Source organism: Sinorhizobium sojae CCBAU 05684 (assembly GCF_002288525.1).
Classification (GTDB): domain Bacteria; phylum Pseudomonadota; class Alphaproteobacteria; order Rhizobiales; family Rhizobiaceae; genus Sinorhizobium; species Sinorhizobium sojae.
Genome location: NZ_CP023067.1, coordinates 2,630,595 through 2,653,841, shown reverse-complemented (window position 1 = coordinate 2,653,841; position 23,247 = coordinate 2,630,595). Strand labels below are relative to the sequence as shown.

Genomic DNA, 23,247 nt, shown 5'->3' with positions numbered 1-23,247 from the left:
GTCTCGGATCGGAGTCGATTTGTGCCGGACCATGTGCAAGTTCAAAGTGCTGCGGCGGCCTCGTCCGAAAGCGGGGGCGCTGCGGAATCGGTAGCCGGGGTCTCGCCATCCACGGGAGTATTGCGTATGAAACCACGTGAGAGCCTTGTCCGCCTGAAAGAATTTCAGGTTCGGGAGAAGCAGCGTCAGTTGAACCAGCTTCAGATGATGATGGCTGAGTTCGAGCGGATGACTAAGGAACTGGAAAGCCAGATCGTTTTCGAGGAAAAGAAGTCGGGCATTTCCGACCCCTCGCATTTCGCCTATCCCACCTTCGCGAAGGCTGCCCGACAGCGCGCCGACAACCTCCAGGTGTCGATCCGGGAACTGAGAGTGCAGCAGGATGCGGCCGAGCTCGCCCTTGCGGAAGTTCAGGCCGAATACGAGAAGGCGGCCGCGCTCGAAGAGCGGGATGCGGGCACCCGGCTTCGCGCCTGAGAGGGCCTGAGGCGCAGCAGCAGAGAAGTCGAAATGAGCCTGCCTCCCGCGTTTCCGGGAGGCAGGCCGTTTTGTTTCGGGCCTTTTCGAAGCGCGGAAGCCTCGCGGCGCCAGAGGGGGTCGTTCGCGGCCCCCTGAAACGACACCGGCGGCTCAGGGAGGATCCCGAGCCGCCGGTTCGAATTATGGCCCTGTTTCAGGGGTGATCAGTGGCGATATTGCTGAATGCGCGTGGTGCGCAGGCCGGCCAGGCCGTGATCGTTGATGGAGGACTGCCAGGAGAGGAATTCCTCGACGGTGAGGGTGTAACGCTCGCATGCCTCTTCAAGGCTCAGGAGACCGCCACGCACGGCGGCGACGACTTCGGCCTTCCTGCGGATTACCCAGCGCCGGGTATTGGCCGGCGGCAGGTCCGCAATCGTCAGAGGACTGCCATCGGGGCCGATGACATATTTTACGCGTGGACGCATCATTTCGGTCATGGGACTCTCTACACAAACGCAAGACCATATGCACACGACCCTAGCGTGCCACATTTAACATTTACCTAAGCGGCTGGTAACGATTTGCTTATAATTTGAGACACTTCCGACCGGCGGGAATCCCCTGCACGGCCAGCAGGGCGGTGCTATCGCCGATCTCCTTCAGCATCCTGCGAAGCGGCTGAATTGCCGGGGACTTTGCTGCCCTTCGGTTCGGGAGCCATGCAATTACCACATTTCGCTTCGAAGGAGATTTCCTGATAACGGGACTCCTCATGATGCATGCCGCTCCAAAACATGTAGCGGTTTCGGGGCAAGGGCATGCACAAACAAGGAGCGAGCGTCGAAGCGGCGCTCCCGGATATTTCCGCCCGCGCATCACCACTCCCTTTGACCGGCCGCGCCGCGACCGGGGCGGGTTTCCGCCGCTGTTGGCAATTGCCGGAGCGTGTGAGGGGCTTGAATTTGAGCCGGGCGTCCGTCGGCAGCAGGTGACCTTGAATGAAGGAAGCGAACGAACCGGCCTTGCAGCGCGAGGCTGACGCAGATTTGTTTTTCGACATCGATCCAGCGTCGGTGCAGACCGAATACGAAATCCTCCAGCTGATGCGGCAGCTGGTCACCCGCTATGGCTACGCGCATTTCCTGATCGCGCGGCTGCCGATGGCCGAGGAGCAGCGTTTTTCCGAGCGCCTGGTTCTCAGCAACTGGCCGGCCGAACTGGTGCGCCAGTATGACGCCGAGCAGATTTTCCCGGCGAGCGGACTCGTTGAGCGCCTGCGCCGTACCAAGCTGCCCATTGCGGGCGGTCCGGAACTCTTAGAGGAGACGGGGAAGGGAAGGGGGATGGGCGCGATCCGCCAGCTCCAGCCGCATCCGGAAATGGTGCGCCATTTCGCCGTGCTTCTGCACACGACCTCGGGCGAGCCGTTCCTGGCGATGCTTTCGGGCAAACGGGAGGAGCCCAGGGGCGGGGAAAAGGCAATGATCTATCTGGCGCTCGTCCAGCTCTTCGAGTGTCTCGAGCGCACCTTCGATGCCGGCCAGCCCGCGCGCGAGAAATTGTCGAGCCGCGAGATCGAATGCCTGCGTTGGGCTGCGGCCGGAAAAAGCAGTGACGAGATCGCCATCATCCTCGGCATCTCCGCCTATACGGTGGCGAGCTATTTCAAGAGCGCCGCCCGCAAGCTCGATGCGGTCAACCGCGTGCAGGCGATCGCCCGGGCCATCAGGATGAAGCTGATCTGACGCCCGCGCCGTCGCCCTTGCCCGGCGAGGCACAAGTTTCTATATGTCGCGGCACGAAAGCCATGGAAATGCCGCTGGCGCGGCGAGACCAGCGCCTTGCGGCCTGAAGCGTAAAAGAGGGCGTCGGATGGCCGCGCCCGGATTCCGGATTGGATCCCGTGAACAGTCTCGATTTTGACCGCAAGCCCGAAGATACGCGCGTCGTCGTCGCCATGTCCGGCGGCGTCGATTCCTCCGTCGTGGCCGGGCTCCTGAAACGCGAGGGCTACGACGTTCTCGGCATCACGCTGCAGCTCTACGACCATGGCGCGGCCGTGCACCGCGCCGGCTCCTGCTGCGCCGGCCAGGACATCGACGATGCGCGCCGCGTCTGCGAGACGCTCGGCATTCCGCATTACGTGCTCGACTATGAGGCGCGCTTCCGCGAAACGGTGATCAATCCCTTCGCTGAGAGCTATATTGCCGGCGAAACGCCGATTCCCTGCGTCGCCTGTAACCAGACGGTCAAATTCGCCGATCTGCTGGCGACCGCCAAGGAGCTCGGCGCCGATGCGCTGGCGACCGGCCACTACATCCGCTCGCGGCCGAGCCCCAAGCCCCGCCATGCCGGTCAGCGCGCCCTCTACCGGCCGACGGATGCGGAGCGCGACCAGAGCTACTTCCTCTTTGCCACCACGCAGGAGCAGATCGACTATCTGCGCTTTCCGCTCGGCGGCCTTTCCAAGACCGAGACTCGGCGGCTCGCCGAGGAGATGGGTCTTGTCGTCGCCAAGAAGGCCGACAGCCAGGACATCTGCTTCGTGCCGCAGGGGAAATACAGCGACATCGTCTCGAAGCTGAAGCCGAATGCGGCGCTTGCCGGCGAGATCGTGCATCTCGACGGCCGTGTACTCGGCACGCATGAGGGCATCCTGCACTATACGATCGGCCAGCGCCGCGGCATCGGCGTTGCCACCGGCGAGCCACTCTATGTCGTCTATCTCGACGCCCGCTCGCGCCGCGTCATCGTCGGCCCTAAGGAGGCACTCGAGACGCGCCGCGTCTATCTGCGCGATGTCAACTGGCTCGGCGATGAGGAACTTGAGGAAGCGGCTGTCCGCGGCTTTGCGTGCTTCGCCAAGGTCCGCTCCACCCGCCAGCCGGCGCCGGCGGTGCTGAAGAGCGATGCCGACGGGCTCTATGTCGAGCTCGTCGAGGGCGAGGCGGGGGTGGCGCCCGGCCAGGCCTGCGCGCTCTATTCCGGCACCGGCGAGGACGCCCGAGTCTATGGCGGCGGCTTCATCCGCAAATCCGAGCGCGAGCCCACCGCGGAGGCCGCCCTGCAGGCGCTCCTCAGGGCGCCGGCGGCCGCCTGAGACGGGTCGCTCGGCCTCTTCGGGAAAACTTCGCATTTCCCGAAGACATTGCTTGACACTAGCGGGAACAGCACCTTATAAGCCGCCCGACCAGCCGAAACGGGCTTCGCCAAGAAGCCTTCTGGCACCGGCGGCGGAGTAGCTCAGTAGGTTAGAGCAGAGGAATCATAATCCTTGTGTCGGGGGTTCGAATCCCTCCTCCGCTACCACACGTCCCCCCAGCATTTCAGCGTTGGCGCCGATCAGGGCGGGTAGGTGGCCGATCACTTCGACTTCCACGCCTCCATGCCGATCGTGCACGACGACGCTGTCGACTAGATTTCGGAAAGCGACTATCGCTTCGGCGTCGACGCGGGCATCCAATTCGTTCAGGCGGCTCGCCAGCTGTCGTCTAACATCACCTGAGCTGATGCCGGGCCGAACGCCGCAGCCGTTATCATGAATGTGAACACTGTCCTTCCGAACAAGAACGCCCCCGTTTTGCAGCATCACCAGCCAGAGCAATTAGCGCGATAGCAATGAAACCTTATCCCGAAGCATCAGGTATCTGTCGGATTTGCGACGTACACCGAGCGCTTCTGGGTTGTGCCGCCTCCTTGAGCTTTGATGCTGGCCCCGGCTACAGTGGTGCAGATCTTCGTTACCTTTGTGGATAGCTCCTCAAGCGTTGCCATCACCCGGTTCACCTGCGTCAGCGTCGCGGTCATCTCAGGACCATACCGTATAACGAGATATTCCCTGTTGGAGGTCAGCGTTGCCAAGTGCTCGGCCGTACGTCTGCGCAAGATTAGGCCAGCATCCATCGCCATTCGCGATCGCTCGCCTATGTCGTGCTTGAGGCCGCGAATGGCCTTGGAGTCGAGACCTTTGGCAAGCAGAAACGCATTCAGGTGAAGCTCAATCGAGTGAAGGGCGAGAAACCGACGCGGATTGTGCTTTTTGCCCCGTGGAGAGTGTTCTCCGAGCACGATGGCGGCCATCTTGTATTGCTGCGCCAACTCAAGAATGTCGTCAACGCTCGCCGAGTCTCCAGGGTACGCCGCATCCACAAAGTGTCTCCCGGTGCTAAGAAATCCGAATTTGATGGCCTTGAAGTTCAAACGTCAATTCACTCAATCGGGCTAATCGGCACTGTTCAGCCGCCCTGTGGGGCTCTGCCCCATAGGAATCGTCAAAGCATGAACGTCTTGCCGACCGCGGATGGAACGACCCTCTCGGCATAGGCGGCGGCCAGTGCGCTCACGGCTCGCCAACCCGTGCAGTGCCCGGGTGATATCAATTGCAGGTCAAACTGCGCCAGCGTTTCGACCGTCTCAGCGGCTCGCCTTCATGCAGCAAAACGCCCGAAGGTGAATTGGGGCATCGTTTGAGTCGGTCCTCCACAACCAATGTATTTCCGAACTGCGCGGAGGGCGGTTCGGCGGATTCTTCGAAGTCCGCTTTGCGCGAATGTCGGTCGTCAAAGCTATATCGTCCGACCTCTAAAAGCGGACATCGCCTGTAACCCCAACTAGGTGCCCGCCGGCAAACGTTCTCGCCGGTCCGCTCCATCTTCGTTTCGCGGCTGTGCCGCGCGCTCGGCGCCCGTATGCCACAAACTATCTGATCGAACTGAAGCTCAACGCGGCCGCCGCAGCATCGGGACGAGCGTCGGCGACGAACCGACCTGGATCGCGCCGAGCGGTTCGAAGCCGTAGCGTCGGTAGAACGGAATGTTGCGCGGGTTCGACGATTCCAAATAGGCTGGCGCGTGATCGCGATCGCACCGTGCGAGTGCGTACGCCATCAAGGCGTCGCCGTGACCTTCGCCTTGATGCGCCGGGTCGACGCCGATCAGCGGCAGGTACCAATGTGGTTCGGTCGGGTGGTAAGTGGCCATCTGCTCGAATATGGCCGTGGTTTCGGGGGTAAGAGAGCGCGCAACCGTGCTCTCGAGCACCGCACCAAGGCCTTCCTCGTCGGAATGCACCCCGGGCGTTAGCCACAGCGCCGTCCCGGCGTAGCCGTCGGTGCAAAAGGCGCTTCCGTTAGAGAATGCGCTGCTCCCGAACGCCCGGATCATTCGCGGCATGGCCGCAACGTACTGGTGTGCATGCGGCCAGGTCCATCGCGCCATAGGATCCGCTGCAAACGCCAGCATGACCGTTTCGACCGCCAGATCTTCCTCGGCCGCCGCCATAACTCTCACTGTTGGCGATTTCACACTGCCCTCCTGACGTAGGTGGTCCGACGAGGCGCCCGCGCCCGTTCTCAGCTACGCATCGTAACCCGGACGGCGTGGGAGCGATACCGGTTGCTGCTGGCTCAGCGGTTCCGGATTCAGCTGCCCGTCCGCTCTAGGCCCAATGCTGCCGCGCGCAGCGGTATCGAACTCCTGCCGGCCCGGCGGGCAAGGTTCGTCGTCCACACACCACGCTCAACTCGGTGTGAAGCTCAGTCGTTCGAGGAATTTAGTTGCGGCCTCGACACCGCGGTCGCCCGACAGGGCGGTTCCCAGCTCCGCCGCGCGTGCCCGCATGATGGCCGCGTCCATCGCTGTCAGCGCTTTTGCCAGACCGGCAGCGCTGAGCGTCTTCCGGTCGAGTGGGGCGGGCCCAGCGCCAAGCGCCGCTACCCGCCTGCCCCAGAAGGGCTGGTCGCCGAAGAAAGGGACGATCTGCGTGGGCAGTCCTGCACGAAGGCTCGCCGCAGTCGTTCCTGCTCCCCCGTGGTGGATGGCGGCAGTTGCCCGTGGCAGCAACCAATCGTGTGGCGCGTTGGCCAGGAAAAACGCACGTGGGCTCGCATCCACTTTACCGATCGCACCGCCCCCACCGGTAAGCAGGCCGCGCTTACCGGTCATTTCGAGGGCCTTCAGGATCATGCCCGTCATCGCCGCAGGGTCGATCCCCGGCATGCTCCCGAAGCCGAAATAGACAGGCGGGGGGCCAGCCCGCAGGAAAGACTCCAGTGCCTCGTCCGGCTGCCAATCGGGGCGGTCGAGGAACCAATATCCGGTGACCAGCACGTCTGGTCCCCAGTCGGTCGGTTTCGGGAGCACTGCCGGACTATATGCGTAGAGTGTCCCTGCCACCGGCTTGCGAGCAGTCTTTCCAGGCAGGCCGAGCGTGGTTGCGCGCCACGCCTTCAGGTCCTTGGCGAACAGCAGCCGCGCCCCGTTGATGGCAAAGGTGTGGCTCATTCTGTTGAATGGTCCGAGCGACGCGAACGGAAGCATAGGACTAGGAAATTCGTCGGTCGGCGTGAATCCTGGAACGGGGGAAGCAAGGACATGCGGTACACCGAGCGCCGCGGCCATGTCCGGTGAGCCGAACGATTTCGGATGGTAGACCAGCACGTCAGGCTGGAAGCTGCGGACGGCCCGCCACTCCTCGTCGAGAAGCCTCATCATTATGGGGCGCACATGCTTGAGAAGCTTCAAGCCGGCGCTGAATCCTTTGCCGCCGGCAACGGCGGCCTTTCCCTCCCGCGTATCCAGGAGCGCCAGGAATTCGCCTGGAAGGCCCGCGAACAGAATACCATGCTCGGCGGCCATGTCGGTGAACTGGACGGGAGCGGCCAACTGGACCTCATGTCCACGCGCCATCAGGCCCATAGCCAACGCAATGTAAGGCTGGACGTCACCGCGTGTGCCGAGGGTTTCAATTGCGAAGCGCATCCACCCTCAGTACACCATGCCGAAGCGAATGTCCGCTCGTTGCGATGCTGACCCTAAACCTGCCGGTCCGGTGTCGGCCCCAAAGCAGTCACTCAACTCCCCGCTGCGAGCCGCGCTTAAAATCAACTCATGAACTTTGGCAATGCAGCCGCCAGCGCATCGACGGCTACACGGACCTTTAGCGGCAGATGAGGCGTCTGCAGCCATACTGCATGGCAATCATAGAGGAACGGTGGTTGATCGGGCAAAAGCCGGACAAGCATGCCCGCCGCGATCCGCTCCCGCACCAGCCAATAGGGAAGCCATGCAAGCCCCGTTCCGGATATCGTGGCATCGGCGATGGCATCGAGATCGTCGAGTCGGAAACGGTTGAGTGGCATCACTACGAAAGGCGATTGGCCCTGCCGTAGAAAGAGCCATGGCGGAACAGGGCCGGACCGACGGTAGACGACTGCTTTGTGTTGCGCCAGATCTTCCACGGTCTCCGGGCGGCCATGGCTTTCGAGGTAAGCCGGTGAGGCGCAAACGATCATTGGCTGGCGCGCGACACGGCGCGCAATCAATCCGGCCCTGTCCCCCAGCGTTCCCGTGCGGATAGCGAGATCATGGCCATCTTCCGCAAAATCGATGAGGCGATCGTTGAAGGAGAGCTCAAGTTCCAGTGCCGGATACTGGCGGGCGAGTTCCAGCAATACGGGCATGACGCAGTGCCGGCCGAAATGGACCGGCATGGTGACGCGCAGTTTTCCGCGCGGTTCGGAAAGCTGGTCAGCCGCAAGCGCATCCAAAGCTTCGGTCTCGGCGAGAATCACGCGGCAGCGCTCGTAATAGGCTCGACCGAAATCGGTGAGGCTTTGGCGCCGTGTGGTGCGGTTGATGAGACGCACACCCAGCCGTTCCTCCAGAAACCGGATATGCTTGCCAACCATCGGCCCGGAGAGATCGAGAGCAGCTGCGGCCGCGGCGAACGAGCCGAGATCGACGGCCTTGACGAACACGGCCATGCTTGTCAGGCGATCCATATTCAAAACCTTTGGTTTCTACTGTGCTGACTAGTCCGCTATTTATCTGCTGAAACACTGCTGTCATAGCTCATTCCGTTCACTTGTTTTGGAGTTTAGCCATGACGCGCGTCGTTCGCTTTCACGAGCTTGGTGGTCCGGAAGTTCTGCGGATCGAAGATGTGGATGTTCCGGAGCCCGGTCGGGGCGAGGTTCGGATCCGGGTCAAGGCGCTCGGCCTCAACCGAGCCGAAGCCCTGCTACGGTCAGGCAACTATATTGAAACGGCGCAATTACCTTCCAGCCTCGGCCTGGAAGCCGCGGGCGTCGTGGAAAAGGTCGGCGAAGGCGTGGACGGCTTCGCGCCGGGCGATGCGGTCAGCGTGGTGCCGGCGAGGTCGATGATCCGCTGGCCGTCGTATGGCGAGCTCGCGACCTTTCCCGCCGCGCTCCTCGTCAAGCATCCGACATCGCTTAGTTGGGAGGGGGCGGCCGCCGTCTGGATGCAGTATCTCACCGCCTACGGCGGGCTGATCGACATCGGTGGGCTCGGCCGCCAGGATTTCGTCGTCATTACCGCGGCGTCAAGCAGCGTGGGACTGGCCGCGATCCAGATTGCCAGCAAGGTTGGCGCGATACCGATCGCAGTCACCCGGACATCGGCCAAGAGGCAGGCGCTGCTGGAGGCCGGCGCGGCGTATGTCATCGCCTCCGCGGAGGAAGACCTGGAAGCCCGCCTGAAGGAAATTTCCGGCCCACAAGGCATTCGGGTGGTGTTCGATCCGATCGGCGGACCGATCTTCGAGCCTTTGACCGCTGCCATGTCGCCAGGCGGCATTCTCATCGAGTATGGCGGCCTGAGCCCCGAGCAGACGCCCTTTCCGCTGTTCACCGTGCTCAGCAAGAGCCTGATGCTGCGCGGCTACCTCGTTCACGAGGTGATCGGCGATCCGGCCCGGCTGGAACCCGCCAAGGCGTTCATTCTCGACGGGGTGATATCGGGTTCGCTCCAACCGGTCATCGCCAGAACCTTTCCGTTTGACCAGATCGTCGAAGCGCATCGCTTTCTGGAATCAAACAAACAATTCGGCAAAATTGTCGTGACGGTTTGAACCAACGCAACCTCCGGTCCGAAGTGCATCGACGGAAGGCCGGACTCCACCCGTTCCAGTCCTCCAGATCGGCGGATGTAGCGCAGTTTCGCGCCAACAGCGGGCCGCCCTTCATGCAGCAAAACGCCCGAAGGTGAATTGGGGGGATCGATTGAGTCGGCCCTCCACAACCATATGTTTCGAGCTGCGCGGCGAGTCGGTTCCGCTGAAATACCCGTCATGGGACATCGGCGCCGCAAGTTCTGCGAGATAGCGTTCGAACTCCTTGTTGAAATCTAGTACCCTTCCGTTCGTTAAAACAACGCAACATGAATGCACGGGACCGTGAGGTGCATACCGCACGCTGGCATAACCGCTTGGTCCCGATGCATCTTCAGGCGAGGCCCCTTCCATGAGAGCCGTCGACACGGCAGAGGTCCTCTTTCTGGTCGATAATGCGACCGACAGTCTGTCGTCGAATCCTGATTTCGTGGAGACCGAGTTCGCCCGCCATCGCCGTCGCGGGATGCGATGGCTCTCCGGGAAATGCCTGTGCTGCGCCGCGCACGGGCTTTCCTGCTTGATCACCACCCGGACGAGGTCGGCCAGCCGCACGCTCCTGTTCGACACCGGGCCCGAGGAATGGGTGTTTGAGCGCAATGTGGTCAGGCTCGGCGTCGATCTCGGCGATGTCGGCGCGGTGATGCTGTCGCATGGTCACTGGGATCATGGGGGTGCAATGCCGCGCGCCCTCCAGATGATCACAATGGGCAATGGTGGGCAGCCGGTCCCGACCTACATGCATCCCGATATGTTCGCCCTGCGCGCGACGAAATCCGGCGAAGGGCAGTTTCGACCGATGGAGCTGGTGCCGAGCGTGGATGTCCTGTCTGGAAACGGCGCCGATGTCATCGTTACCCGAGACGAGCAACTGCTTTTTGACGAGACGTTCTATGTAAGCGGGGAAATCCCTCGCGTGACCCGGTTCGAACGCGGGTTCCCCGGTCAATATCGCCAGACCGCGGCAGGCAGTTGGGAGCCGGACGAGATAATGCCGGATGAGCGCTTCGTGGCGATCAACGTGGCCGGCAAGGGGCAAGTCGTCTTCACCGCCTGCTCGCACGCCGGCCTGATCAACGTTCTGATGCACGCCCGGGCACGGTTTCAGGATATCCCGCTCTATGGCGTGTTTGGCGGCTTCCACCTCTCGGGGATCACCGAGCCCATTATCCCGGAGACGGTCGAAGCGCTGGCGCAGTTTGACCTGCAATTGATATCGCCCGGGCACTGCACGGGTTGGCGCGCCGTGAGCGCTCTGGCCGCCGCCTATGGCGAAAGGGTCGTTCCAGCCGCGGTCGGCAAGACGTTCATGCTTTGACGCCTTCTGTGGGGCAGAGCTAATAGCCCAACGCCATCCCATCCTTGCGGGGGTCGGACCCTCCGATCAGGACGCCGCGCTCCCAGTCAATCCAGACGGCCTGCGCGCCGCCGATGGCCCACCGGGGTGGCTGAACCTTGAAGCCACGGCGTTCCAGTTCGGCGCCGACGCGGGTGCGGATGACTTCCTCGGCCTCCACCGTTGCGGTAGCGGGAATTGGAAAGAGGCGCGGCAGGTCAATGGCGGTCTGAAGATCGAGACCGCAATCATAGAGCCGGGATAACAGATGAGCATGGCCCATGGCCTGGTAGTGGCCGCCCATCACACCGAACGGCATGACGACGCGTCCGCCCTCGGCGGCCATTCCCGGGATGATCGTATGCATCGGACGTTTGCGGGGACCGACTTCGTTGGGATGCCCTGCCACAAGCGAAAAGCTCTGACCACGGTTGTGGAACAACACGCCTGAGCGTGGCGACATCAGCCCGCTGCCATAGGAACTGAATATCGAATTGATGAAGCTGACCGCGTTGCGGTCGCGATCCACCACGCAAATATAGACGGTATCCTTGTGCTCGACGGTGTCGACCGACGGCAACGGATCGGTGATCCGATCGACGGAGATGCCACTGGCGAGGCGATCAGCAAGGGTGCTCGAGAGCATACGCTCGACGGCCCCATCCGACCCGGGGGGATCGGCGACCATCGCGTCGCGCGCGGCATAGGCGAGCCGTGTTGCCTCGAGGAGGAGATGCAGATCATCGACGTCGAACGGGTCGTTGGACAGCGAGAAACGTGAGAGGATGTTCAGAATCAGGAGGGCGACGACGCCCTGGCCATTCGGCGGGCATTCGTAGATGGTGCGGCCGCGATAGGTCGTGGAGATGGGCGTAACGTAGTCTCCTGCAGCGCTGGCGAAATCGTCGAGAGTATGATGGCCGCCGAGGCCGCGCAGATAGTCCACCATGTCCTCGGCGACAGCGCCGCGATAGAAGGCGTCCTTGCCACCGCGTGCGATCGCTTCGAGCGTGTCGGCGAGCAAGGGCTGGCGCTGGATGCTGCCGACCGCAGGCGCCGCTCCCTCGACCAGGAAGGTAGCACGGGTGGTTGGGTCCGCCGCCAGGAGGTCGCGCTGCAGGCTGAGGTCGGCGGCGACACGGGGTGTCAAGGCGTAGCCGTCGCGCGACATGACGATGGCCGGTTGAAGGACCTCGGCCATCGGCATCCGGCCGAAGTCCTTCAAGAGGCGGCACCAGGCATCGACCGCTCCAGGAACCGTGACCGCATGAGGAGAAGAGCGCTCGATTGCTGTCACACCCTCGGCCCGCAACGCGTTGCCGGTCAGGGCGGCCGGTGTCCGGCCCGAGCCGTTATATGCGCGAATGTCGGTGGATCCTTCCACCGCTATCATTGCGAAACAGTCCCCGCCGACACCGGTCGAACCCGCCTCGACGACAGACTGAACCGCCACGGCCGCCACCGCCGCATCAATGGCGTTGCCTCCTGCCTTGAGGATCTCGATGGCTGTCAGGCTTGAGGCCGGATGGGAGGTTGCCGCCATGCCGCGACGTGCGACGGCCAGCGACCGACCAGGATCTTCGAAGTTGCGCATGACGTTCCCCAAAGTCTTCCCGGCCATCTACTTTGTCAGTCTCTGGCACCAGAACTTTCCAATAAATTCGACTGTGTTGTCCCAAATGTACTGATAATTAGTGCCATTTAGCGATCAAAGTTACAAACTTCTGTTCGCATCAATCGGTCGCAAAGCTGGGCTTCTGCGACAGGTTCGGGCGTCCACTTGGGGTCAACAGCAGCCCGCCTTCAGGCAGCAAAGCGCCCAAAGGTGAATTGGGGGATCGCTTGAGTCGGCCTGGTGACAAGCTCGTAACCGCCACGCCTCGTGGGCCAAGCCCGCAAGAGGAGCCGGCGAACAGGGCCGGGGCTGGGTTATCTCCGATCGCGTCCAATTCCGTGCCCAGCCTGCGATTGAGCACGCGCACTGGCCACGCCCCTTTCAGACCTATGCGCATGGGCGCTATCCTCAGCGGGGCGTCGAGACGTCCGTCGCCTGCGGCGTGTAGACGACTATATCGGTCTCTTTCTCCGTCAAAGCGCCACCGATCGCCAAGTAGACGAGGATCGTGCCTATGGAGAGCAAGAGCAGCCCGACAGGGAAAGCAGTTGAAGCGTTCTGTTCGGGCTTGTTGTGATCGCTGCCATACATATCGCACTCCCACAAAATGGTTCTGGGAGAACGAGAATGGCGTGGACCGGTTCCCGCTCGCGTGGCGTCGGGGACTTAAGTCCGAAGCTCTGCAGCCAAAGGTCTTATCTCCATTGCGGAGCGGTTTTCCCGCTACATATTGAGAGAATGAGCACCCCCGTGAAATAAGGGGGTGAACGCTGGTAGCAGCCGTGGAGTGCGCGGTCCCAGGGCGGTGCTTCCGTCCCTTCCGCAATGCCCTGGGGTCTCCCTTCCGAGCTTCCCTTGAGGTTCGCCATGAACGCCCAAAAGATACGAAAGCTCATTGACGACTGCCGTCGCGACCTGTCGGAATATCTGTCGCCCGAGAGCGGAATCAGTGACAGGGAGATCGTCATCGCATTGCTTTATCGGCTGGATGGACCTCAGGCCATGGACGCGTTGGGTGAGGACTTCGACTACCGACCGCCGGCGGACGATTCACGGACCGCCGAGCGTGCCGGCTCCCGTCCGAACGAAGCCCGACTGAGGATAATTCTCGGGCAGACAAGGAAATGTCATTAGTTTGAGCCGGCAGAGCCCGTTTGGCGATGGCTCTGCCGCAGCTTCGAAAACGACTGCTCACACAGAGCCGTGAATTGGACACCCTCTTCGATAGCTACCCACCCGCGGCCGAAGCGGGGCGTGGAGTTCGAATGGAGGAGCTCACCCGGCCCACCTAACCCCATCGCGTGAGTAGCCCCCAGGTCGCTTTGGCAGTATCATGCGCGCCGTGCTCCTCGCGGAGGCGAGGTAAGCCTGGGAGGACCGAGCCATGTCCATGTCTTCGGTGCTGCGCCCGCTGCGGACGGTCTGTCTCGCGGCCGGTGCTTTTTTCATGTCCGCACAATTGGTGAATGCTGAAGAGGCGCTTCCGCCGGAACTCGAGAAGCTGAAGGTCTCGCTGGAGAAATACAAGGATCCGGTCGTCGCCGTGCGCGAAGGCTATTTCTCGACGCTCGGATGCGTCACCTTCGCAGAAGGAACGATGGGGGTACATTTCCTCAACCCCGCGCTGATCGGCCCCGAGCCAGATCCGATGAAACCGACCCTGCTGGTCTATGAGCCGGTCGGCGACCGGCTGGAGCTCGTCGCAGTCGAGTGGCTGATCCCGCTCGCGACCGGTGTCAAGGACAGGCCCGAGCTCTTTGGCCAGCCCTTCGAGGGGCCGATGGAGGGGCACGAGCCGCTTCTGCCGGCGGCGCTTCATCACTATGACCTGCATGCCTGGATCTTCAAGCCGAACCCGCGCGGCCTGTTCCATCCGGTGAACCCGGACGTCAAATGCCCCGAGGGTCCCTACACCCTCCTGGAAGAACCGGCGAAAATGGTGCCGCATAAGCACCAATAGGAATGAAGGCTGGCCGATGCGCTAACCTCTGCGCTGATCTGCGGCGTCGTCGGAACCACGGGCTGGCGCGGAGGTAAAGGACGGGAAACGGTAGCGTTCGAGAGGCGAGTGGCCTTTCGTTTCGCGAGGCGCTTTTCCGTCTTGCGCGGACCGATCCGCGGGCGACAGGCCGCGCAGAGTTCATCTTCATCCTCATCAAGAAACATCGCGCCGGCGGTGGAACCAAAGAGCAGGCCTCGCGTTGAATCAACGAAGTTCCGGGAGGCGGACCATGAAGCACACCGACATCAAAAAGCTCGATTTAAGCCAGCCCAGACATGTCTGGGACGTCGCCGATTATTGCCGGCGAAGCGGCCTCCACAAGGCCGAGGAACGGCGGCTGATCCGGCTTCTGGGCAAGTTTGCCTCGAGCCACGAGCTTCAGATGAACGTGATCCGGCCTCAGACGCGCGTGCGTTGAACATTTCGCCGGCTTTAATGCGCAACTTCCGAAATCGGAATCGATTTCGGAAGTTGCGCAATCTCGAAGAGTTAAAGCGAAGCTTTGCGCGTCTGAAATGACGCGCGGCGCTGCAAGAAGTGGAGAATGCGCATCGTGTGGGCAATTCTGACCGGCGCATTTTTGGTACTATGCGGGCTCCTCTACATGACAACAGAGGCGCTGAGCCGACGTCGGCTGAGCAAGGAACCTGATCCGGTAGTAGAGCCGAGACAGAGCCTGGAGCCGCGGCGGCAGGGCCTGCGTTTCCTCGGGATGGGGCGCAACTGGCCGGGTGCGGTGCTGATGTTTGTCGGGGCACTCCTGCTGCTTTACGGCGCCTTCCTGCCCGACCTAGTCTGACATTCCCGACCTAGCCTGACATCATCTCGATCAGAAAAACTTCCGACGCTATATCGGCCGAGAGGGTCAGGGCTATCGGCTGCTGCAGGGTGGCCGTGTCCAGCGCATGCAGGGTCGCGGAAACGCCTTGGGTGCCAAGCGCGACGCTGCCTTTATGGCAGAAGAGCAGGATTTCCCGGGCATTGGTCGCGATCGGCAGCGAGCCCTCGACATGCAACTTGCGCACCCGGTGCCTGAGCGCATGCCGCCGCGTCATCACGTTGAGGTCGGTGACGGGGCCGTCCGCAAGCCTCGACGATGTCGGCACGTCGGCTGGGAAGGAAAGCGGCGGGTCCGCGACCGTCAGCAGCTTCGGCGGCCGCCCCTCGATGACAAGCGTCAGGCCGTGGCCCTCGAGGACCGACAGCGTACGGTCGATCCCCTGGAAGCTGGAAAAGGCGCCGTCGGCTGCAACGGTCGCCATGCTGACGCGCCAATCGAAATCCGCAAGCGTCGCCCGGTCCGGCGAGACGGCGATTTCCACCGTCTCGCCGCCGCCGTTCTTCCACGGCATCCGCCTGTATTCGATCGCGCGCAGGATTCGCATCATCTCAGCCGAGCCATCCCATCGCAGTGCCGATCCAAACGATCGGAGCAGCAACCAGTATGCTCAAAGCGACGCGGATATACCAGATCACCAGGAGATTCCGGAAACCGAGCGGAATCGAAGTCGCCAGCATGCAGGGGATGGAGGCCGAGAGGAAAAGCACCTGGCTCACCGAAACCACGGCAGCGAGGAACTTCAATTGCGGCGCCGCCTCCTTGAGAAGGATGGCAGGCAGGAACATTTCCGCCAGCCCCGAGGCGAGCGCCCTTGCAGCCTGCATCGGCTCGCCGACCTGGGCAATCCAGGCAAAAGGGTAGAGCGCAAGGCCGAGAATGTCGAAGATCGGCGTGTATTTGGCGGCAAGAAGGCCGATCAGCCCGACGGCCATGATGCTCGGCAAGATCAACGCGGCCATGCGCATCCCGTCGAGGAAGCTTTCGCTGAGGAGCGCCGGCAGGCGCTTGGCGGATGCCGCCTGGTCCAGTCCCGTCTCGACGGCGACGCTCAGGCGGCCGCGTCCGGCAGGGAGCGGCTGGTCGCGATCGCCCTCATGCGCGAGCCCTGCAATCGGCCAAATGCGCGCGGTGATCGCCGATACGATGAAGGTGACCGCAAGCGTCGACCAGAAATAGAAGTTCCAGACGTGCATGAGCCCAAGGGTCTTGGCGACGATGATCATGAAGGTGGCCGAGACGGTGGAGAACCCGGTGGCGATGATCGCCGCCTCGCGCACCGTATATTTGCCCTCGCGGAACACCCGGTCGGTGATGAGCAGCGCCAGCGAGTAGCTGCCAACGAAGGAGGCGACTGCGTCGATCGCGGACCAGCCCGGTGTGCGCCAGATCGGCCGCATGATCGGCTGCACCAGCACGCCGGTGAATTCGAGAAGGCCGTAGCCGACGAGAAAGGCAAGCGCCAGCGCGCCGATCGGCACGATCAAACCGACGGAAAGCACAAGCTTGTCGAAGAGGAAGGGCAGCATGTCGGGCGCGAAGATCGCCGCGGGGCCGATGCCGGCGAGATAGAGAAGGGCGAGCGCCAGTCCGAGGACGCGCAGCACGGAAAAGACGGCATTCGTCGCAGTCTTCCGCCAGGTGCCTTGAACGAAGGGGGCGAAGGCGCCATAGGCCATCAGCAGACAGACGAAGGCGATCGCCGCCGGGCGGGCGCCGGTGGATATGGCGCTTGCCGCATGGTCGAGCAGGATGGTCGATTTGCCGTTCAACTCGACCGGCACGAAAAACAGGACAATGCCCAAGAGGCTGCAGAGCATCAGCCGCAGCGCGGCCATTGCGCGCGTTCCCCTTGCCGTCGTGGTGATATGCGTCATGTGGTCTCCTCCCAGAGCACGAGCCGGCGGCGGCGGCCGCGGGCTCTTATTTCAGCTTTGTAAGAACCCGCCCGAAGGCGCGGTCGATCTCTTCCTCCCGGTCATGGCGTCCGTTGCGGATCTTCCATTGGCCCGCGACCATGACGTCGAGGACCGCCTCGCGGCCGAGCGCAAAGAGCCAGCGGTCGAGAATCTGGTTGCCGCTTGCCGCGGCGATAAAGGGATTGGCGCCGTCGAGCACGACGAGGTCCGCCCGCGCGCCGACGGTGAGGCCTTGCGGGCCGATGCCGGCCGCTTGGGCGCCGCCGGCAAGGGCTGCGTCGAAAATCGTTCTGCCGACGGAGGCGCCGGGGCCGGCGGCGAGGCGGTTCCGTCGGCGGTCGCGCAGCCGCTGGCCGTATTCGAGGAGCCGCAGCTCTTCCGCAACACTGGTCGCGACATGGCTGTCGGTGCCGATGCCGAGCCGACCGCCGGCGGCGAGGTAATCGACGGCCGGAAAAATCCCGTCGCCGAGATTGGCTTCGGTGGCCGGGCAGAGGCCGGCGACCGCGCCGGATTTCGCCAGCCGCACCGTTTCCTCCGCTGTCATGTGCGTCGCGTGGATGGCGCACCAGCGCCCATCGACCGGCATCTCGTCGAGCAGCCATTCGACCGGACGCCGGCCGCTCCAGGCGAGGCAATCCTCGACTTCGCGGGCCTGCTCGGCCACATGGATGTGGATCGGGCCGGAGACCGGGGCCGCGTCCAGGATCGCGCGCATCTCTTCCGACGTTGCGGCGCGCAGCGAGTGGATGGCGTAGCCGAGTTCGGCGCCTTCATGCCGGGTGGCGGGAAGGAGGCGGTCGATGAGGGCGAGGAAGCGATCGGGATCGTGCAGGAAGGGGCGCTGCCCGGGATTGGGTGCCGCGCCGCCGAAATTGGCATGGGCGTAGAAGACGGGCAGATGGGTGAGGCCGATGCCGGTCGCCTGCGCGGCGCTCAGGATGCGCAGCGACATTTCCGCCGGATCGGCATAGGGCGTGCCGTCGGCGCCATGGTGGAGATAGTGGAACTCGACCACACGGCCGAAGCCGCCTTTCAGCATCTCGACGTAGAGCTTTGCGGCGATCGCCTCGACATCGTCGGGATCGACGAGACCGACCGTGCGGTACATTTCCTCACGCCAGGTCCAGAAGCTGTCGTCTCCCGCGCCTGCGACCTCGGCAAGCCCGGCCATGGCGCGCTGGAAGGCATGGGAATGCAGATTGGCCATCGCCGGGAGGAGGGGGCCGGTCATGCGCTCGTCCTCTGCGGTCGGCACCTGGTTCGGCTCGATCGCGGCGATGCGGCCGTCCTCGCCAATCGACACGGCGACGCTTTCGGCCCAGCCCGTCGGCAGGAGTGCCTGTTCGGCAAAGAGCCGTTGCGCGGGATGCCTCGCCATGCGCCGTTCCTCCTGTACGTGGTTGTATATGGAACTATAGGCATTTTGTGGTGGCGCGCAAGCGCAAAATCGCGCAAAAGAATGGCTGATTTGCCGATAGGCAGGGCCGGCCGGTGCCGGCGAGACGGAGCATCAGATGACGCCAGTGGAGCGCAAGAGCGAGCTTGCCGCCTTCGACGAGGGTCCGATGCCGCGCTACGAGGCGGTGAAGCAGTTCATCCGCAGCCGCATCGAAAGCGGCGAATGGCCGGCGCACCACCGTATCCCCTCCGAAAACGAGATCGTAGCCGAGCTCCGCGTCAGCCGGATGACGGCGAACCGGGCACTTAGGGAGCTTGCGAGCGAGGGCGCGATCACCCGCATACAAGGCGTCGGCTCCTTCGTCGCGGCAAGCAAGGGCAGCAGCGCGCTTCTGGAGGTCCGCAACATTGCCGACGAGATCCATGCCCGCGGCCATCTGCATAGGTCGCGGATCAACCTGATGCAGGCGGAGCCGGCAAGCTCCGAGGTGGCGGACGCTCTGGGGCTCGCGACGGGCGGACGCGTCTTCCACTCGATCATCGTCCATCTGGAGGACGACGTGCCGATCCAGGTCGAGGACCGCTTCGTCAACCCGTCCGCCAGCCCGAACTATCTGAAGCAGGATTTCGAGAGCACGACGCCGAACGCTTATCTGACTCTGGTGGCACCGATCACCCGCACCGAGCAGATCGTCGAGGCGGTGCTACCGAAGCCCTGGGAGTGCAAGCTACTCGCTATCGGCCGCAACGAACCCTGCCTGATGATCCGCCGCCGGACCTGGTCCGATGCCGCCAATGTCACCGTGGCGCGGCTTCTTTACCCCGGCACCCGCTATCGACTCGAGGGCATCTCGCAGTAGAACCGCGCGAAAATACGGGAACGAACAATGGAAGAGGAATCGCTGAAGCGCCGCACAGAGCTCGCGCGCCCGCAAGTGTCCGCCGAAGAGGCAAGCGCGATCCTGTCGGAACATTACGGGCTCTCCGGTGAAGTGGTGGAGCTTGGCAGCCAGCAGGACCGGAACTACCGCGTCGATACCGCCGAGGCGCGCTTTGTCCTGAAGATCGCGAGGGCGGAATATGCACGTGTCGAGCTCGAGGCGCAGAACGCGGCCTTGCGTCACGTGGGCGGGAAGGCGGGCGCACCGAAAGTACCGAGCGTGGTGCCGTCAAGCGCCGGCGAGGAGATCGTCGCCGTCACTGGCGGCAACGAGGCCTATCAGGTCCGGCTCCTGACCTTTCTCGACGGCAAGCCGCTGACGGGCCGCAAGCACCTGGCCGTGGAGAGCGTGGCCGCGCTTGGCGACACCGCCGGACGGCTGGCGGTTGCGATGCAGGACTTCGATCATCCAGGCCTCGAGCGGGAGCTGCAATGGGACCTGAGAAGGGCGGGGCCGGTGGCGCTGCACCTGCTTTCGGCCATGACGGACGGGGAATTGCGCAAGCGCATAGCCGAGGCGATGGTCGGCGCCATGCGGCGGCTGCAGCCGCTGATGTCGCAGCTGCGCGTGCAGGCGATCCACCAGGACGTCACCGACGACAATGTCGTCAGCCGTGCCGACGGGAGCGGCCGCCTCATCCCGGAGGGCGTCATCGATTTCGGCGACGTGATGAAAGGCTGGGTGGTTGCGGAGCTTGCGGTTTCCTGCACATCGCTTTTGCATCATGCGGATGGCGATCCTTTCGCAATCCTTCCGGCGGTGGACGCCTTCCACGCCGCCTGCCCGCTGACGGACGCCGAGCTCAAGGCACTCTGGCCGCTGATCGTGGCGAGGGCCGGCGTGCTGGTCGCAAGCTCCGCGCAGCAGCTTGGGATCGATCCGGACAATGCCTATGTCCGGGGCAATGCCGCCCACGAGCGCGAAATCTTCAACGTGGCCGTGTCGGTTCCGTTCGAGCTCATGGACGAAGCGATCCACCGGGCCGTCGGGAGGGAAGAGACAAAGACCATTCCTGCCATGGAGACCCGCCTGCTGCCGGATATCGATCCGGAACATGTCGGCATCGTCGATCTCTCGCTTCTCGGGCCGCATCTTCCCGCCGACCGCTGGCAATACGAGGATACCGAAGCGCTTCTCCTGCAGTCGGCTGCGCGCGCGGCGGGCGCTGCCGCCACGCGCTACGGCGAATACCGGCTGACGGAGACGCGGCTGCTTCAGGCTCAGGCGCCGCGGACCTCGGCGCTCGGCGTCGACCTTTGCCTGCCCGGGCAGACGGCGGTTCACGCGCCCTTTGCCGGCCGGGTCGTGGAGCGCCAAGGCCGGCTGGTGCTTTCGGACGAGCGGCTGCATCTCCATCTTCTCGGCGTTGATCCGGCGGATATCGGCAGCGATACGATCGAGGCCGGTACCCGCATCGGCACGACCTTTGGCGATCCTTCGGCGCTCGGCTTCATGCGCGTCCAGCTCTCAACGGTGGCGGATCTCGACCCGCCAGCCTTTGCGACGGCGCATCAGGCGGAAGCCTGGCGCCGGCTCTGCCCGTCGCCGGCCGCACTTCTTGGGTTCGATTGTAATGCACCCTTGCCGGATGCGGCCGGGCTTTTCGAGAGGCGCCGGCGCCATTTCGCGCGGCCGCAGAAGAACTACTACCGCAAGCCGCCCGAGATCGAGCGCGGCTGGAAGGAGCATCTCTTCGACGTCGAGGGGCGCGCCTATCTGGATATGGTCAACAACGTCACCATCGTAGGCCACGGGCATCCGCGCCTCTCGGCCGCCATCGGGCGGCAATGGTCGCTGCTCAACACCAATTCCCGTTTCCACTACGCGGCGGTCGTGGAGTTTTGCGAGCGGCTGGCGGGGCTGGCACCGGAAGGGCTCGACACGGTCTTCCTCGTCAACAGCGGCTCGGAGGCGAACGATCTCGCCATCCGTCTGGCCTGGGCCGCTTCCGGCGCGCGCAACATGCTTTCGCTGCTCGAAGCCTATCATGGCTGGACGGTCGCGAGCGACGCGGTGTCGACTTCGATCGCCGACAATCCGGAGGCGCTGACCACACGGCCCGGCTGGGTGCATCCCGTCGTTTCGCCCAACACCTATCGCGGCCCGTTTCGCGGTGCCGGATCGACCGGCGACTATGTCGCGACAGTCTCGGCCAAGCTCAGCGAACTGGATGACAAAGGGCAAAAGCTCGCCGGGTTCATCTCCGAAACCGTATACGGCAATGCCGGCGGCATTCCGCTGCCGCCCGGATATCTGGAGGCGGCCTATGCCATGGTCCGGGCGCGCGGCGGCGTCACGATCGCCGACGAGGTGCAGGTCGGCTATGGACGCCTCGGGCACTATTTCTGGGGCTTCGAGGAACAGGGCGTGGTTCCGGACATCATCACCGTCGCCAAGGGCATGGGCAACGGCCATCCGCTCGGCGCCGTGATCACCCGGCGCGAAATCACAGAGGCCTTGGAGAAGGAGGGCTATTTCTTCTCCTCCTCCGGCGGCAGTCCGGTCGGTTGCGTCGTGGGCATGACCGTTCTCGACATCCTTCACGATGAGGCGCTGCAGGAAAACGCCCGCATGGTCGGCGACCATCTCAAGGCACGGCTCCAGGCACTTACGGACCGTTTTCCGCTCGTTGGCGCCGTGCACGGCATGGGGCTGTATCTCGGCGTCGAATTCGTCCGCGACCGGGAGACGCTCGAGCCCGCAACCGAAGAGACGGCAGCCATCTGCGACCGCCTGCTCGACCTCGGCGTCATCATGCAGCCGACCGGCGATCATCTGAACGTGCTCAAGATCAAGCCACCGCTCTGCCTCAGCCGCGAGAGCGCCGACTTCTTCGCCGACATGCTGGCGAAGGTGCTGGAGGAGGGCTGGTGAGGATCAGCCCTCGCTCAGCATTTCCGTTTCCCCGTTCAGGCGGTGGACGAGGCTGCGGCGGACGCGGCCGATGTCGCGCATAGGCGGCTCGCCGAAGTGGCGGGCATATTCGCGGCTGAACTGCGACGGACTCTCGTAGCCGACGCGGTGGCCGGCAGCGCCGGCGTCGAGGCGTTCCTGCAACATTAGCCGTCGCGCTTCCTGCAGGCGAATCTGCTTTTGATATTGCAGTGGGCTCATGGCCGTGATCGCCTTGAAATGATGATGCAGCGAGGAGACGCTCATGTTCACGCGGCCTGCGAGTTCCTCGATGCGCAAAGGGCTGGCATAATTTTCCGTCAACCAGGCAACGGCTCGGCCGACCTGGTGCGGATGGCTTTCCGCCGTCGCCATCTGCCGCAGCTTGGCACCATGGGGACCGATCAGCAGCCGGTAGAGGACTTCCTGTTCAAGGAGGGGCAGCAGGACGGCCGAGTCCTCGGGGCGGTCGAGCAGGCGCAGCAGGCGCAGCGCCGCGTCCTCCATCTCGCTCGTCAGCTTGTTGACGGTCATCCCGCGCGGCGAGGCTGGCAAGGGTGTCGGCGCATCGTCTATCCTGTCGACGAGCTCTGCGACCTTACGCACGTCAATTCGAAAACTCATGCTGAGATACGGTTCGTCCGGCGTCGCAACGATCTGCCAGGACACCGGCAGATCGATCGATGTAACGAGATAGTCAGACGCGCCGTAGGTGAGCGTTTCCTCGCCGAGCATCAGGCGCTTGGCACCCTGTACGATGATGGCGAGACCTGGCCCGTAGGAACCGCAACTGACCTCGGCGGCATTGGACGACCGATGAACGGCGAGGCCCGGAACGAAGGTCGGAAAGTGGCCATCCGCCACAGCCGTCCGGGCAATGATACCGATCATCTCCTGGCGTGGCGATTTATGCGTGGCTGACATGTTCTGC

General features: G+C 63.4%; 22 protein-coding genes and 1 tRNA gene. 12 read left to right on the top strand and 11 right to left on the bottom strand.

Translation table 11 applies throughout. The annotated features are described in order from the left end of the window. Nucleotides 1-126: 126 nt before the first annotated feature. Nucleotides 127-477, top strand: coding sequence for a flagellin family protein (locus SJ05684_RS13040; protein WP_034855145.1), 351 nt, complete (start codon nt 127-129; stop codon nt 475-477). A gap of 206 nt (nt 478-683) precedes the next feature. On the opposite strand, the gene sciP is transcribed toward SJ05684_RS13040, so the two are convergent. Next, a complete protein-coding gene (gene sciP, locus SJ05684_RS13035) occupies nt 684-959 on the bottom strand; it encodes a CtrA inhibitor SciP (RefSeq protein ID WP_003527546.1) in 276 nt (91 codons plus the stop codon). 501 nt (nt 960-1,460) lie between these two features. On the opposite strand from sciP, the gene SJ05684_RS13030 reads away from it, so the two are divergent. The 3 genes from SJ05684_RS13030 to SJ05684_RS13020 all read left to right on the top strand — a co-directional run bounded on the left by SJ05684_RS13030 (nt 1,461) and on the right by SJ05684_RS13020 (nt 3,771). Next, nucleotides 1,461-2,207 carry a helix-turn-helix transcriptional regulator gene (locus tag SJ05684_RS13030; RefSeq protein WP_034855147.1) on the top strand — a complete coding sequence of 249 codons (747 nt, stop codon included), beginning with the start codon at nt 1,461-1,463 and terminating at the stop codon, nt 2,205-2,207. 158 nt (nt 2,208-2,365) lie between these two features. Beyond that, nucleotides 2,366-3,562 carry a tRNA 2-thiouridine(34) synthase MnmA gene (gene mnmA, locus SJ05684_RS13025; protein WP_034855175.1) on the top strand — a complete coding sequence of 399 codons (1,197 nt, stop codon included), beginning with the start codon at nt 2,366-2,368 and terminating at the stop codon, nt 3,560-3,562. A 132-nt stretch (nt 3,563-3,694) separates the two neighbouring features. Beyond that, nucleotides 3,695-3,771 (top strand) — tRNA-Met (locus SJ05684_RS13020). 330 nt (nt 3,772-4,101) lie between these two features. Here SJ05684_RS13020 and SJ05684_RS13015 read toward each other — a convergent pair. The 4 genes from SJ05684_RS13015 to SJ05684_RS12995 form a co-directional block, all read right to left on the bottom strand. After that, entirely contained in the window at nt 4,102-4,611 is a 510-nt protein-coding gene (locus SJ05684_RS13015) for a hypothetical protein (protein ID WP_193354424.1), read from the bottom strand. A 569-nt stretch (nt 4,612-5,180) separates the two neighbouring features. Next, complete coding sequence (locus SJ05684_RS13005) at nt 5,181-5,741, bottom strand: GNAT family N-acetyltransferase (protein ID WP_034855148.1); 561 nt, start codon at nt 5,739-5,741, stop codon at nt 5,181-5,183. A gap of 237 nt (nt 5,742-5,978) precedes the next feature. Continuing rightward, entirely contained in the window at nt 5,979-7,220 is a 1,242-nt protein-coding gene (locus SJ05684_RS13000; protein ID WP_034855150.1) for a glycosyltransferase, read from the bottom strand. Nucleotides 7,221-7,342: 122 nt separating this feature from the next. Then, entirely contained in the window at nt 7,343-8,242 is a 900-nt protein-coding gene (locus SJ05684_RS12995) for a LysR family transcriptional regulator (protein WP_095694264.1), read from the bottom strand. Nucleotides 8,243-8,343: 101 nt separating this feature from the next. Between SJ05684_RS12995 and SJ05684_RS12990 the strand changes: the two genes are divergently transcribed. Then, a complete protein-coding gene (locus SJ05684_RS12990) occupies nt 8,344-9,333 on the top strand; it encodes a zinc-dependent alcohol dehydrogenase family protein (protein WP_095694263.1) in 990 nt (329 codons plus the stop codon). 391 nt (nt 9,334-9,724) lie between these two features. After that, complete coding sequence (locus SJ05684_RS12985; RefSeq protein WP_034857272.1) at nt 9,725-10,690, top strand: MBL fold metallo-hydrolase; 966 nt, start codon at nt 9,725-9,727, stop codon at nt 10,688-10,690. 19 nt (nt 10,691-10,709) lie between these two features. On the opposite strand, the gene SJ05684_RS12980 is transcribed toward SJ05684_RS12985, so the two are convergent. Together SJ05684_RS12980 and SJ05684_RS12975 are read right to left on the bottom strand one after the other, a co-directional pair. Next, complete coding sequence (locus SJ05684_RS12980; protein ID WP_034857273.1) at nt 10,710-12,302, bottom strand: gamma-glutamyltransferase family protein; 1,593 nt, start codon at nt 12,300-12,302, stop codon at nt 10,710-10,712. Nucleotides 12,303-12,731: 429 nt separating this feature from the next. Then, nucleotides 12,732-12,914 carry a hypothetical protein gene (locus SJ05684_RS12975; protein ID WP_034857274.1) on the bottom strand — a complete coding sequence of 61 codons (183 nt, stop codon included), beginning with the start codon at nt 12,912-12,914 and terminating at the stop codon, nt 12,732-12,734. Nucleotides 12,915-13,190: 276 nt separating this feature from the next. Between SJ05684_RS12975 and SJ05684_RS12970 the strand changes: the two genes are divergently transcribed. The 4 genes from SJ05684_RS12970 to SJ05684_RS12955 all read left to right on the top strand — a co-directional run bounded on the left by SJ05684_RS12970 (nt 13,191) and on the right by SJ05684_RS12955 (nt 15,124). Beyond that, the gene (locus tag SJ05684_RS12970; protein WP_034857275.1) at nt 13,191-13,457 is read left to right on the top strand and encodes a hypothetical protein; all 267 of its coding nucleotides are present in this window, start codon (nt 13,191-13,193) and stop codon (nt 13,455-13,457) included. 250 nt (nt 13,458-13,707) lie between these two features. Beyond that, nucleotides 13,708-14,283, top strand: a complete 576-nt coding sequence (locus tag SJ05684_RS12965; RefSeq protein WP_034857276.1) for a hypothetical protein — start codon at nt 13,708-13,710, stop codon at nt 14,281-14,283. A gap of 271 nt (nt 14,284-14,554) precedes the next feature. Continuing rightward, nucleotides 14,555-14,743, top strand: a complete 189-nt coding sequence (locus SJ05684_RS12960; RefSeq protein ID WP_034857277.1) for a hypothetical protein — start codon at nt 14,555-14,557, stop codon at nt 14,741-14,743. 126 nt (nt 14,744-14,869) lie between these two features. Beyond that, the gene (locus tag SJ05684_RS12955) at nt 14,870-15,124 is read left to right on the top strand and encodes a hypothetical protein (RefSeq protein WP_050980118.1); all 255 of its coding nucleotides are present in this window, start codon (nt 14,870-14,872) and stop codon (nt 15,122-15,124) included. A 10-nt stretch (nt 15,125-15,134) separates the two neighbouring features. On the opposite strand, the gene SJ05684_RS12950 is transcribed toward SJ05684_RS12955, so the two are convergent. The 3 genes from SJ05684_RS12950 to hutF are packed head-to-tail and all read right to left on the bottom strand — an operon-like array spanning nt 15,135 to nt 18,463. Beyond that, on the bottom strand, nt 15,135-15,710 hold the full coding sequence (locus SJ05684_RS12950; protein ID WP_034857283.1) for a HutD/Ves family protein: 576 nt from the start codon (nt 15,708-15,710) through the stop codon (nt 15,135-15,137). 4 nt (nt 15,711-15,714) lie between these two features. Next, the gene (locus SJ05684_RS12945; RefSeq protein WP_034857278.1) at nt 15,715-17,040 is read right to left on the bottom strand and encodes a YjiH family protein; all 1,326 of its coding nucleotides are present in this window, start codon (nt 17,038-17,040) and stop codon (nt 15,715-15,717) included. Between the two features lie 46 nt (nt 17,041-17,086). Beyond that, a complete protein-coding gene (gene hutF, locus SJ05684_RS12940; RefSeq protein ID WP_034857279.1) occupies nt 17,087-18,463 on the bottom strand; it encodes a formimidoylglutamate deiminase in 1,377 nt (458 codons plus the stop codon). Between the two features lie 136 nt (nt 18,464-18,599). On the opposite strand from hutF, the gene hutC reads away from it, so the two are divergent. Together hutC and SJ05684_RS12930 are read left to right on the top strand one after the other, a co-directional pair. After that, nucleotides 18,600-19,343, top strand: coding sequence for a histidine utilization transcriptional repressor HutC (gene hutC / locus SJ05684_RS12935; protein WP_034857280.1), 744 nt, complete (start codon nt 18,600-18,602; stop codon nt 19,341-19,343). Nucleotides 19,344-19,370: 27 nt separating this feature from the next. Continuing rightward, nucleotides 19,371-22,298 (top strand): aminotransferase, encoded by a 2,928-nt coding sequence (locus tag SJ05684_RS12930; RefSeq protein ID WP_095694262.1) that lies wholly within the window; start codon nt 19,371-19,373, stop codon nt 22,296-22,298. 3 nt (nt 22,299-22,301) lie between these two features. Here the strand turns inward: SJ05684_RS12930 and SJ05684_RS12925 are convergent, their stop codons facing one another. Then, the gene (locus tag SJ05684_RS12925; RefSeq protein ID WP_034857285.1) at nt 22,302-23,240 is read right to left on the bottom strand and encodes an AraC family transcriptional regulator; all 939 of its coding nucleotides are present in this window, start codon (nt 23,238-23,240) and stop codon (nt 22,302-22,304) included. Nucleotides 23,241-23,247: the final 7 nt, after the last annotated feature.